Raw genomic sequence first — 12,638 nt, 5'->3', positions numbered from 1 at the left:
GAACTACTCTATCTGATTTTCAACGCCAACACAACCTATTTTTAGGCATAAGAAAAACGGCATTTCCACTTAGGAAATGCCGTTAATTTTTTAAAGATATTTTGCATCAAATTCAGGATCTTGACTGGTCAAAATCTTAGGACCGTCTTCCGTAATGGCAATCACGTGTTCGTACTGAGCTGACCATGAACCGTCCAACGTGGTCACTGTCCAGCCGTCTTCTTCAGACGTTTCAACTTCCCACGTCCCCATGTTAACCATTGGTTCAATGGTGATGGTCATGCCCGGCTTCAAGCGCAAACCGTGGCCAGCTTCACCGTAGTGGAACACACTTGGATCTTCGTGCATCGTCGGTTGAATACCATGGCCAACATAGTCACGGACATTCCCGAAACCATTTTCATCTTCGACATACGCATTAATCGCAGCCCCAACATCCCCCAAACGGTTACCAACTTGCGCTTGCTCAATACCAATGTACATAGCACGCTTGGCAACGTCCATCAGTCGTTGCACTTCTGGTAACACTTCGCCAACTGCATACGTCCAAGCTGAATCTGAATAATAACCGTTCAAATCAACGACCGTATCAACTGTGACAATGTCGCCTTCTTTTAAGAATAATTGCTTGCGGGGAAATGCGTGAGCGACTTCATTGTTAACCGACACAGTCGTGGCATATTCATAGCCTTCAAAGCCAATCTGTGCCGCGCGGCCACCGTGACTTTCAATATAATCACGGCTGAAAGTTTCAATTTCCCAAGTTGAAATGCCAGGCTTAATAATATCGCGTAGCCCTTGGTGCATACCAGCAATAATCGCACCAGACTGGCGCATGCCTTCGATTTCACGAGGTGATTTTAATGTAATCATGCCTAATCTCTTTTCTAATCTATAGTTATTTTATTGTAACTGTTTTTCCGTACTAAATGTGCATCATATAAAAAACTCGCATTAACGCCAATGAATTTTGACATTAATGCGAGCTATTTTAATCATTTTTTAGCCAACAACCGTTGCCAATTGCATCGTCAAGAATTGGTCAATCCACGCCTTATCCAACAACAAATTTGTGTCATTAGCTGACATCAGAAAGACCTGCAAGTAACCACGAACCAATTCATCATCAGCCAACGCTGCCAACTTTGGCAAGCGTTCTGACAATTCAGGGTTCGCCAAAATCATTGCTTCATTGGTCCGTGCAACACGTGGAATGTTCGTCCGGATAGCGCCCGCAATCTTCGTCACTGCAGCATCGTCAATTTGAATGGTAATTCCCATGGTTATAGCCTCTTTTCACTAACTTATATTCGCATTATACGGTAAGTTAGTTCGCAAGCGGGAAATAAAGGGCTAGTTTTGCGTCTGTGTCGCTAATGTTGGCACGCCAATGGCCGCAATCTCAGCATCTGAGATGTCACCCCCATACAAGTTACCAGTTTCTTTATGCTGCAAACCTAAAGAACGACGCAGCACATTTGTTGCCCGTTGTTCTTCAGCACGTGAAACAACTTCTGTTGAACCAGAAGTCAAGTTATACCCAGTACCTCGGATATAGTCTGACTTAATTGTTTTCGTCGCTGAAAGGTAATGTGTCCCAATTGTCGTCATATCGCCAAAGGTCAAATCAGTTTTAACCGATTTTGACAAGGAATTCATAAAGCCATTCGTTAGCAAGCGAGCTGGATTCTTTTTCGCCTTTTGCACAACCGCTTCTAAGACCATGCGTTGACGTTGTTGGCGTCCGTAGTCACCCTGCGGATCGTCATAACGCATCCGTGAAAAGGCCAACGCCGTCTTACCGTCCATCGTGTGGTACTTAACAGTTTCGCCATCTTGACCGCTGAAGGAATAGTTCGTCGTACCCGCCGTAAAGTTGAACGTATACCCTGGGGTATCGTGGGCCGTGTATGGATTATAACCAAAGGTCAGTGGTGATTTCACTTTCACCCCACCAATTTCATCGACCACCTTTTCAAGGCCACCCATATTGACTAAAGCGTAATAATCAATCGGCACATTCAGCCAATTTTGCACGGTTTCAATCGCCGTTTTGGCTGACCCCAATTCATACGCCGCATTAATCTTTTGGGGGAACGTTGATTCATAGCCTGGAATGGCCATCAACGCATCACGCGGAATCGACATAATCGTCGTCTCAGACTTAACTGGATTAACTGTGACAATCATCATCGAATCCGTTCGGCCTTTATCATTACGACCAAGTTCACCTGTATCTGTCCCCAACATCAAAATTGAAATTGGTTTACCGGCTTTGACAGTTTCCGATACATCCCGGGCTTTTTTCATATGCGTGCCTGCATATGTCTGATCCACCACGGTCTTGGCACGCCATGTCATCGCGGCCGCGCCACCACCAACGACCACCAAGCCGACCAAGGCGGTAATCCCAATGATGCGACCCCAGCGTGGTTTGCGTTGGCGGGTCGTTCGTGATTCTTGCTTCTGCTCTGTCATGATTTGCTCCTTAATTCTTTTTCAGGAGTTAGCATAACGAACAGTTGTATCTAACTTGTATCACCCCTAACTAAACCGGTATCAGTAATAGGTTTGATTGCGAATGTGTTAAACGATAATCAATCGTTTTATTATACATCTGGCTAATTTCACCATCTGCTAAGTAAGCCGTATGCTTAACTGGGAGCTTAATATTTCGTTGCCAATTTTGTAAAACCTGTTGCTCATCAATTGCAACGTGCTGGCCAATCCATTGAAAACTAACAATCAACTGATTATTTGGTACATATTCAAACTCAATATCATTATCCTCATCGGTTGCTGTGACGGCAAAGGCCGTTACCACCTGACCATTTTCAGAATGATAGACCCGCTTCTCAACGGATTTCACTTTAACCGTCGGTAGTGTCACACCCGTCACTTGCTGTGCGATACTCTCAACATTAAGGCCACCGGCTTCAAGCACATCGCTTTTGAATTTGATGGCACTCGGATAATCTAAAATAACCGCTAATGTTTGGGCATTGGTCAGCTTACTATTTTTTGCATTTGGCAACGTGTAATCAACTTCATGTGATAACCGTTTCGTATAGTGGGTGTCCTGCCAGGCCACAAACCATTGCAGTCCCCCAACCACACCAGCAAATATCAACATCGACAGGATGATCACTAATAAATTCTGCTTTTGCTTCATGATTTAATGGCCGCTTGCGGTATCTGAATGATGACCATTGCGCCTGCTCCTTCACTGTTATTTTGTAACGTAATTTGCCAATTCAGGGCTTCAATTATGCGCTGTACAATGGATAATCCCAACCCAAGATGATCATCAGTTCCCGTTTGACTCCCCGTGACAAATGGGGCAAACACGTCGCCCAATTTTTCGGTTGCAATCCCATGCCCATTATCCTGAATTCGTATCTCTAATCCTGCCAAAGTCAGCGACTCACTGACGACAATGCGCCCACCAGCATCCGGTAACGCCTTGATAGCATTATCTAGCACGTTCACAAGCAGTTCGGCAAATAAACTCATATCGGTGTTCAGTTGATACGTTTGCGGCGTCTCATAGCGAAAATCCATCGGTTGTGTGGCTTGTTGCCGGATGCCGATAACTATATCCGTCACCTTGGCGTGCACTTCATCGCTCGACACCCAAGCCGTATCCAACGTCACGTGGTCATATTGAATAAGCTGGCTAATTCGACTACCAAGCTCCTTTAACCGGGTGCTTTCCTCAACGATATAGCGTATTGCTTCAGCTTTGGTTGTTTCATCAACCGTTGGCGCCGCAATCAATTCGGCATACCCTAAGATAATCGTCAACGGTGTATTAATTTCATGCGTCAAATGGCTGGCAAATTCTTTTTGAAAGGCTGCATTATGCCGTTCCGTAGCCACCATTGCCTGAATTTGGTGGGCCATTTGATTGAAATCAATCATCAACTCAGTTAGCTCATCATGCCGCACTGGCTGTAGTGGCTGGTATGTCATTGGTTCTGCCTGAAAGGCCCGACTTGCACCACGTAACTTATGCACTGGTACCAGAATTTGTTTCGTCAACACATAAACCACACCGGCTGCAATAATAAAAATCACGAATAGATTAACCTGAACATCATGTAGCAAACGCTTCTGAGCCACATAAACCGTATGCAAGTTAGTAAACGAGCTAATGTAATAGGTCTTACGTAATAAGCGGACCTTAATCGTCGCCACAACGATTTTTTCTTTACCTTGTAACAAGTACTGTACTTGCTGTTTATTCGACGTTGTGACCTTGATCTGCTTGGCCGTATTGGTCGCAACATCTTCATGATAAATTAGGTCACGGTGCTGGTTCCAAATCAACACATTATCTTGTGTAGCACCGACAAACTTGACCACTTGATCCTGCTTGATTCCCTTAACCTGCTGATAGTCTAGTTGTTGAACCTGGCGCGCCGTTAATTTGTTCAACATGGTCGTACTAGTTTCTTTCTCCTGCAAGCCACTTTGAAAGCTACGGTGCAACACTAACACACTGTTAATCGCTAATGAGGCAACGATAATCACAATAAATGATAAAAATAATTTAACTGATATTTTCATCGGGCCACCATCCGATACCCAACTTTAAATACCGTGACAATATCATCGGCCAGCTGTAACTTTTTGCGAAGTCGTTGCACATGCAAATCGACCGTACGTGTGTCATTCGCGTCATCCGCGAAATCCCACAACGCTTGGTAAAGCGCATCGCGGGTCAAATTAACCCCTTGGTTACGGATAAAGTAAACCAATAGTTCGAATTCCTTATGGGTCAAGTCGATAGTTTGTCCATCACGTTGCACGGTTTGCTGGGGCACGTTGACCGTTAACTCACCATAATGCAAAATCTCATCGGTTTGACCATCTGTTCGTCGTAATACTGTTTCAACTCGTGCCTTTAACACTTCCAAATGGAACGGTTTCGTAATGTAGTCATCCGCGCCTAATTGTAGGCCTTGCACAACATCATCGACCTCGGTCTTCGCCGTCAAGAAAATGACCGGCACCTGCGCGTCGATGACATATGGCAAAACATCATAACCGCTCATTCCAGGTAAGGTAATATCTAGTAACACTAAATCGATTTTGGCGGCAGCTAATATCGCGACCGCTTCCTCACCGGTATACGCCTGACGAATATCATACAAAGATTGCAGACTCATTTTCACCAATTGATTAATGCGGACGCTATCATCCACGATCAGCAACGTACGTTTCATATTCATCACCTACTTTTCATCACTTACCGCCAGTCTATCATAAGTAAAATTTGTATCTGACTTGTATCTTCGAAAAGATTTGCTTTTCATTTAATTTTAGCGCGGTAGAATAAGGACAAAAGGGAGGTATTAATGATGACAACACAAACTGCAACCTTTGCTGGGGGATGTTTCTGGTGCATGGTCGAACCATTTGAAACCATGGCCGGTATTGAAAAGGTGCGTTCTGGCTATACCGGTGGTTTCGTGGCAAATCCTACGTATGAACAAGTTGCCTCTCACCAAACCGGCCACACCGAAGCCGTCAAAGTTTGGTTTGATGATCAACAAGTGTCGTACCAAGACCTTGTTGATCTCTACTGGCAACTAGCCGACCCAACTGATGCGATGGGCCAATTTGCCGACCGTGGTGACTCATACCGGCCCGTTATTTTTGTTGCCGATGAGCAACAACGCCAAGTGGCCGAAGCTTCCAAGCAGGCATTAGCCACATCAGGCCGTTTTACTGACCCAATTGTGACAAGCATTGAAGATGCAAAACCTTTCTACGACGCCGAAGAAGAACACCAACAGTTCTATAAGAAGAACCCCTTACGCGAATACATGATGATGATGCCTCGTAAGGCCTACCAGAAGAAATATTGGTCAGATAGGACATAATGTAAAAGAGCGACAAGGCAACCTTGTCGCTCTTTTACATTAATACGTGTGCACTGGAATCTTACGCAAGCGTACCGTCTGATTTTCTGTGTCTGCATCAAACATGCATACCGTATCGCCAAGTGCTAATTCGTACACACTCTGATACTTTAGAATGTGACCATTCACCGTAATTGTTCCCTTAGTGAAGTTGCCAACTGTTAAATGCACGGTCATGCCTGGCAAAATATCTTTCATTATTAATCCCCCTTCAAGTTGTCATGACAACAAGTTATCCTACCGATAGTTTAACATAAAAGCGCTTTCATTACCGTTTAGACATGACCCTATTTCGTTGCATATTCCAAAAATAGGGTTATGATAGATATTAATGAAAGCGCTTACTATAAATAAGTTAAACTATCGGCACTTTCAACTTTGGGGGTAATACACATGACAAAGCGAATTGTTTTAGTAGATGCAGCCGGCATGTCAATTTCAATGCTAGCCAACAAGATGAATGAAGCCGCTCAAGCAGAAAATCTAGACGTGACCACGATTGGCGTTTCTGATAGTGCCGCCCGTGATCAAATCGCCACTGATCAGCCAATTGTAATTATGATTGCACCACAAGTGAAGTACATGCACCAACGCTATGAAGATGACTATGGTAAGGATTACCCTGTTGTCGACATCAACATGATGGATTACGGCATGATGCGTGGCGCAAATATTTTGCACGCAGCACTAGACGCTGAACGGGTCTAACCGGAACCACAATGATTTTTTAGCACATGAAAAAGGGCGTAAGTGCTTCGACTAAAAACCGAAGCACTTACGCCCTTTTCAATACTTATTGATGATTATCAGAAACACCACCGTCAGCAGTCAGATGACGCAGCTGATTAGGCGTTTTCCCATACAGTTCTTTAAAACACTTCATTGCTAATTTAACGTTATTGGCACCGTGTCGCGCAAAAATCGTCTTAATCGGCTGATTGGTCCCCAGAACATCTTGGTAAATCGCGTCCAGACGGACCTGGTAAATGTAACTAACAAACGTAACGCCTACTCGTCGCTTAAAAATGCGACTGAGATAGTCTGGATTGTAGTGAAACCGTTCAGCAACTTCGCGTAACGAAATTTTTGTTTGATATTGTTTATGAATATACATGAGTACTGCCTTCAAACGGTCATCTTCAGTTAAATCCGTTGGCGTCAATTCAACGGCATAATTCATGATTAATTCGTAAAGCAATTGCATCAACACACTACCAAAGCGCAGGCGATAACCAGCATGCTTTTGGATGTAAATCTGGGTCATCTGCTGTAACATGCCGACAATTCTATTATACGTGTCGTCATGCAAACTATGATGTTGCCACAAATCAAATCGCAACAGCTCACTATTTTCCCAATATTGATTGAGATAGTAGATGGGCACCTGCAGAACAAGTGCTTGATTCGCCAAATTAGTCGTGGCATGCAAAATTCCCGATCCAATTACCACAAATTCGTTTTCATGTAACGTAATATCATGCTGTTCATATCGAAACGTCACTTCACCAGTTAAAACCAATACAATTTCAATATGCGTATGCCAATGCAGCGGCTTAAAGCCCAGCGGTTCTTCGGATAAAAAAACGCGGACTCCGACATCTGAGTTAACAGCAAATATTTCGTGCTGTTTGACTTCCTGATTCATTCATTCTCTCCCCATAATCTTACTCAACCGCCCCCGACTGGTTGAAATAAAAGTATAGGTCTAGTTTAGCCGATTTTCCGCCACAAAGGCAAACTCATAAAGTCGTAATTTTCTGTCATCCAACGACCGTTTTCAGTTACCTCAACGACGCGACCATCCAAGATGTGCTCCCACTTACCAGCTGGCAAGTAATAATCAACATCCCCTTCTTCCGTCATGACCGGTGCCACCAAAACGTCGCTACCAAGCATATATTGCCGGTCTAGCGTTGCCGTATTTTGATCTTCAGGGAACTCCAAGTACATTGGTCGCATCAACGGAATCCCCGCTTCAACTGATTCCTTAGCTTGACCGTAAATATAGGGCATCATATCCAACTTCAATTGCGTGAACTTACGTGTTACATCAACTGCTTCTTCGTCAAACAACCAAGGCACCCGGTACTCGATGTTACCGTGGTAACGTGAGTGACTTGAAAGCAAGCCAAATTGTGTCCAGCGCTTGTAGATTGATGGGCTCGCATTCTCTTCGAAACCACCAATATCGTGACTCCAGAATGTGTAACCTGATGACATCAAGCTCAACCCACCACGGAGACTATCGGCCATTGAGTGGAATTGGCTCAAGTTGTCACCACCCCAGTGAACTGGGTATTGTTGACCGCCGACCGTACCAGAGCGCGCAAAGACAACCGCTTCCTCTTCACCCTTTTCTTGTTGCAACAATTCGAATACCGCTTCGTTGTAACGATGCGTGTAGTAGTTGTGCTCACCTTCAGGGTTGCCGCCATTAAAGAAGACGGCGTCGTGCATTGGAATTCGCTCACCGAAATCCGTCTTAAAGCAGTCCACACCCATGTCCAACAAGTTCTTCAACAAACCTTGGTACCAAGCGCGGGCTTCTGGGTTTGTGAAGTCAACCACCGCATTACCTGGTTGCCACAAATCCCATTGCCAAACACTGCCGTCAGTGTGCTTGATGAAGTAGCCCTTTTCCTTACCAATCTTGAAGAGTGGTGACTTTTGTGAGATGTATGGGTTGATCCAAACGCAGACCTTCAAGCCCTTGTCGTGCAAACGCTGCAACAAACCAACTGGATCTGGGAATTGTTCCTTATCCCATTCCATGTTTGACCACTCGAAGCCCTTCATCCAGAAGCAATCGAAGTGGAATACTGAAACCGGAATATCACGCTCGAACATACCGTCGATGAAACTCATCACCGTTTCTTCAGAGTAGTCCGTTGTAAATGACGTCGATAGCCACAAGCCGAATGTCCATTCTGGTGGCAAAACAGACCCACCCGTCAATTTGTTGTACTTTGAAATCACTGCCTTTGGTGAATCACCCGCAATCACATAGTATTCCAGTGATTCGCCACGCGTTGAGAAGCTGACCCGATCAACCACTTCGCTCCCCACTTCAAAACTCGTTGGTTGGCTTTCGTTAACGAAGACGCCGTAGTAAACGCCAGCCTTCCCCGTCATATAGAACGGAATTGACTTGTAGCTTTGTTCTGAACCAGTACCACCGTCCATGTTGATCGTATCGATGCTTTGACCGTTCTTGACGAATGCCCCGAAACGCTCACCGAAGCCGTAAACATTCGTCCCTGGCAATAGGCTCAATTGCTCACACATAAAGTGGTCGGTTGCCGCAACTGATCCTTGTGGACCCAAGTTTTGCGCACCCGTAACCGTGTTGGCGTGCATCACTTGACCCAATTGTTTACCTGACAAATCATCAATTGACGCTTGCGCCTTGTATTCAGAACCCGTAATGCGCTTACCCTTGTAGTTGAAATCAATGTTGAACTTGTCATGCATTGAGACAGCCAATTGCAAATCACCACTCGTCAATGTTGCAACAGACTCTGCAATTTCGATTGCCGGCGTCACGTTGTTGTTTTGCAACTCGTATAGTGGATTCTTATCATCACGATCGAAGTGCTTCAACTCAACACCGATAACGTCTTCAGCTGGTGAGAACACCGTCATCGTCGTTGCACCGACATCCAACATGTCACTGCGAGAGTTGATCCGGTGGTAAGCTGAGTAAACACGCAAGGCATCACTTGCGTAACTGTCCTCATCCTTCTCCACGACCATTGCGTCGAAAGCCTCCAATGGTGAGTTAACAATGTACTCATCACGGTTTAGCCAGTATCCATTCGTAAACTTCATGTTTTTATTCCCCGTTTAATTATGTTTGAAATGCCTATCAATTTAGGCTTCTGCGTCGGCAACTTCTGCAGCTTCACGCTCGTGCTTAGCCGTCAAATCAGCAACCATTTTTGGCTCAAGCTTGTCGATGTTGTTGAACAACAGCGCGATTGCTGAGGCAGCATACCCGATAAATGGAATCCAGATGAATCCCATCCGAATTGCATTCAATGCTGATGCCGTTTGCGTCCCATCTGATGAGGCAGCGTAACCACCGGCTGCCAGAACGGCGGCTAAGACCATACCACCGATTCCCATGCCCAACTTAGCTGAGAATGAACTAAATGATGTGACGAACCCTTCGGCACGCACACCGTTCTTCCACTCACCGAAATCAACAGCGTCTGACAACATAACGGCGATCAAGGCACCCGTCAAACCGTAGCTGATGAAGTACAAGACAATACCAGTCAAGATAATGGCAACATTTCCGTTCATGATGTCCGCAAGGTAAAGTACCAATTGTGACAAAGCCGTGCCGACCATACCAAGCAACATTGTGTTTCGCTTACCCAAACGACGGGCAACGAATGGCACCATTGCTGTTGAAGCCAACGTGATAACCGTTCCAGCCAAGACCAAACTTCCTAACGCTTCGTTGTGCAAAACGTACTTGAAGTAGTAAGGCAATGAACTTGAACGAACGGCAAAGCCACCCCAATAGATAAAGTTGATGAAAATGATAATGGCCCATGGGTAGTTCCCCTTCAAGGCCTTCACTGATTCACGCATTGGAACAGCACGGTTAGAGTCCTTCGTGACCACACGCTCACGAGTGCCGGCGAAGGCAACCAACAAGCAGGCAGCCGTGATAACACCCAAGATAACGGCCCAGATGAACCAACCGGTTGCTGACGTTGAAGGATCCTTAGCACCTTTATCAAAGATACCTGCGATAAGTCCAACTGCCGGCAATGTCAATGGCAAGAAAATGGCAGCGCCCATATTACCAAAGAATTGACACACCGTTGACAACGTCACACGTTCTTGTGGATTTGACGTCAGTGCTGGCAAAATTGACGTCACTGGGATGTTGATACCTGAGTACAAAACCTTTGCGCCAATGTAGGCGATATAAATCCATACCACCTTACCCGTTTCTGATAGTGGTGGCGCCGTAAAGGCCATCACACAGAAGATGGCAAATGGAATGGCAAACCACAACCAGTATGGTCGTGACTTTCCCCACTTCGTATGCGTTCGATCGATGAACTGTCCCCAAATCACCCCATCAATTGAATCAATAATTGCTGTAATCGCGAAAAGTCCTGTAACGGCTGCCGCAGCAACCCCTAAAGTATCCGTACAGAAAACCAAGAAGTACGTTCCAACGATTTGAAAAATTGTGTTACACCCAAAGTCCGACATGGCGTAGGCGACTCGTTCGCCCCACCCCACTTGATTCGGCATTTTGTTGTCCATGACGATGTCCCTCCATTTTGCATGGTTAATACCTAATTTTTTCTCCGCAATGCAAGCGTTTACATTACTACGTTTTTGATTATGGCAACATCACACGCAACGTACAAGACACCTGCATGACAAGGTCGTATTTAACCAGTTAAAAAGTCAAAATCGCCCCCTATTTTGGCGCCGATCAGAATATTGACACCTTCGCTAAAAGCAAAAAGCAGGTGAAGTACACTGACGTACTTCACCTGCTACTTAACTATTTTTCAGCGCCGTCGCGGTTAGACCGAAATTGTTCTTCAGCCCTCGATTCAATGCCTGCGTCGATGGAAAACCAACGGCCGTCGCGGTAAACGTTGCCCCTTTATGATGCACCGTCAATAATTGATAGGCATGCATCGACCGCACCTTATTCACATACTGCATCACTGAATAACCGGTTTGCTTCTTAAAACACCGATCAAAATACGCCGTGCTCAGATGTACCCGATCAGCCAGCAATTCCAAACTCAATTCTGACGCGTACATCCGTTGCACATACGCAATCGTGTCTGCCACGTTATCGGTTACCGTATGTTTGTTTTCAATACCGAAATGACTGGCCATCACCGACAGTATTTGTAAGATGACTCCTATTAATTCATCATCACGAAACTCATGATTTGTTTTCGTAATTTGCCAGACCGACAACATCAAATCGGCTAATTTTGCTTTCGCCTGCTGTTGCTCCGCTGACATGAAAATTGATGGTTTCAAGATGAAACGGATATTACCAAGCCGCGGCCCAAATTTCTCAATAAACTGACGGGATATCAGTAATAATAAGCTTTTTGTATCGCGACTCGCCCGATGAACGCCGTGCACCTCAAATGGATTAACCACCACAAAATCACCGGCTGCCATCTGTTCAGTTTCCCCGTCAATAACATACTCACGATTGCCCCCGGTAATCGTATAGTTAATCTCTAATTCTTCGTGCCAATGTTCCGGAATATCTAATGGCACCCGTTCATCCGCCCGATCAACATAATCGAAGCGAACTGTATTATCCGCCCACTCAACACTGACATTTTCATATTCGTACATAATCGTCCCCCAAAAATCACACGAACCTCTGCTAAGTTGACTATATCAGATTTAGTAAGCGCTTACAAATTAGCTGTAAAAAAGAGTACCCGATTTCATAACCGGATACTCTATCAAATTTATTACTGATTTGCTGCTTGAATGGCTGCGTTAACAGCTTCTTTTTCAGCTGCAACCAACGCAACACGCGTCTCGATAACCTTGATGTCCATCGTAATTTCACGCGTCAAACCTGGCGTTGGCAACTTAGGCTCAAAGAAGGCTTTAAATTCAGCTAAACGTTCAGCCGTTTGGAAGATACCAGCCGTCACTGTAATGTACGTGGTAAATTCCATGTCGCCACCGACT

General features: G+C 45.1%; 14 protein-coding genes. 2 read left to right on the top strand and 12 right to left on the bottom strand.

Going from position 1 to position 12,638, the window contains the following annotated elements:
- Positions 1–90: 90 nt before the first annotated feature.
- From map to WEIDD23_RS04955, 6 genes are all read right to left on the bottom strand, one after another.
- Positions 91–873, bottom strand: a complete 783-nt coding sequence (gene map, locus WEIDD23_RS04980; RefSeq protein ID WP_010375125.1) for a type I methionyl aminopeptidase — start codon at positions 871–873, stop codon at positions 91–93.
- Between the two features lie 129 nt (positions 874–1,002).
- Positions 1,003–1,281 carry a hypothetical protein gene (locus WEIDD23_RS04975; RefSeq protein ID WP_010375127.1) on the bottom strand — a complete coding sequence of 93 codons (279 nt, stop codon included), beginning with the start codon at positions 1,279–1,281 and terminating at the stop codon, positions 1,003–1,005.
- A gap of 72 nt (positions 1,282–1,353) precedes the next feature.
- Positions 1,354–2,478 carry an LCP family protein gene (locus tag WEIDD23_RS04970; RefSeq protein ID WP_010375129.1) on the bottom strand — a complete coding sequence of 375 codons (1,125 nt, stop codon included), beginning with the start codon at positions 2,476–2,478 and terminating at the stop codon, positions 1,354–1,356.
- 70 nt (positions 2,479–2,548) lie between these two features.
- Positions 2,549–3,172 carry a hypothetical protein gene (locus WEIDD23_RS04965; protein ID WP_010375130.1) on the bottom strand — a complete coding sequence of 208 codons (624 nt, stop codon included), beginning with the start codon at positions 3,170–3,172 and terminating at the stop codon, positions 2,549–2,551.
- Positions 3,169–4,569 (bottom strand): HAMP domain-containing sensor histidine kinase, encoded by a 1,401-nt coding sequence (locus WEIDD23_RS04960; RefSeq protein WP_010375132.1) that lies wholly within the window; start codon positions 4,567–4,569, stop codon positions 3,169–3,171. The genes WEIDD23_RS04965 and WEIDD23_RS04960 overlap by 4 nt, the downstream gene beginning before the upstream one ends.
- A complete protein-coding gene (locus tag WEIDD23_RS04955; RefSeq protein WP_010375134.1) occupies positions 4,566–5,228 on the bottom strand; it encodes a response regulator transcription factor in 663 nt (220 codons plus the stop codon). Before WEIDD23_RS04955 ends, WEIDD23_RS04960 begins: the two co-directional genes overlap by 4 nt.
- A gap of 135 nt (positions 5,229–5,363) precedes the next feature.
- On the opposite strand from WEIDD23_RS04955, the gene msrA reads away from it, so the two are divergent.
- Positions 5,364–5,888 (top strand): peptide-methionine (S)-S-oxide reductase MsrA, encoded by a 525-nt coding sequence (msrA, locus tag WEIDD23_RS04950; protein ID WP_029237523.1) that lies wholly within the window; start codon positions 5,364–5,366, stop codon positions 5,886–5,888.
- Positions 5,889–5,927: 39 nt separating this feature from the next.
- Here msrA and WEIDD23_RS04945 read toward each other — a convergent pair whose 3' ends face one another.
- Positions 5,928–6,125: a hypothetical protein gene (locus tag WEIDD23_RS04945; RefSeq protein WP_010375137.1), complete on the bottom strand. Its 198-nt coding sequence runs from the start codon at positions 6,123–6,125 to the stop codon at positions 5,928–5,930.
- A 195-nt stretch (positions 6,126–6,320) separates the two neighbouring features.
- Here WEIDD23_RS04945 and WEIDD23_RS04940 point away from each other — a divergent pair, with 195 nt between their 5' ends.
- Entirely contained in the window at positions 6,321–6,635 is a 315-nt protein-coding gene (locus tag WEIDD23_RS04940) for a PTS sugar transporter subunit IIB (RefSeq protein WP_010375138.1), read from the top strand.
- Between the two features lie 85 nt (positions 6,636–6,720).
- Here the strand turns inward: WEIDD23_RS04940 and WEIDD23_RS04935 are convergent, their stop codons facing one another.
- The 5 genes from WEIDD23_RS04935 to WEIDD23_RS14525 form a co-directional block, all read right to left on the bottom strand.
- Positions 6,721–7,572 carry a helix-turn-helix transcriptional regulator gene (locus WEIDD23_RS04935; protein ID WP_010375139.1) on the bottom strand — a complete coding sequence of 284 codons (852 nt, stop codon included), beginning with the start codon at positions 7,570–7,572 and terminating at the stop codon, positions 6,721–6,723.
- Between the two features lie 65 nt (positions 7,573–7,637).
- Complete coding sequence (gene yicI, locus WEIDD23_RS04930; RefSeq protein WP_062358810.1) at positions 7,638–9,755, bottom strand: alpha-xylosidase; 2,118 nt, start codon at positions 9,753–9,755, stop codon at positions 7,638–7,640.
- Positions 9,756–9,797: 42 nt separating this feature from the next.
- Positions 9,798–11,216 (bottom strand): glycoside-pentoside-hexuronide (GPH):cation symporter, encoded by a 1,419-nt coding sequence (locus WEIDD23_RS04925; RefSeq protein WP_010375143.1) that lies wholly within the window; start codon positions 11,214–11,216, stop codon positions 9,798–9,800.
- Between the two features lie 243 nt (positions 11,217–11,459).
- Positions 11,460–12,290, bottom strand: coding sequence for a helix-turn-helix transcriptional regulator (locus WEIDD23_RS04920; RefSeq protein ID WP_010375146.1), 831 nt, complete (start codon positions 12,288–12,290; stop codon positions 11,460–11,462).
- A 122-nt stretch (positions 12,291–12,412) separates the two neighbouring features.
- Positions 12,413–12,638 (bottom strand): hypothetical protein (locus WEIDD23_RS14525; protein WP_347474445.1); only part of this gene is annotated, 226 nt, incomplete at its 5' end.

It is taken from the genome of Weissella sp. DD23, assembly GCF_001579105.1.
In the GTDB taxonomy this organism is placed as follows: Bacteria; Bacillota; Bacilli; order Lactobacillales; family Lactobacillaceae; genus Weissella; species Weissella cibaria.
Note: the sequence above shows the minus strand (reverse complement) of the source record. Positions and strands in the feature narration are given on the sequence as shown.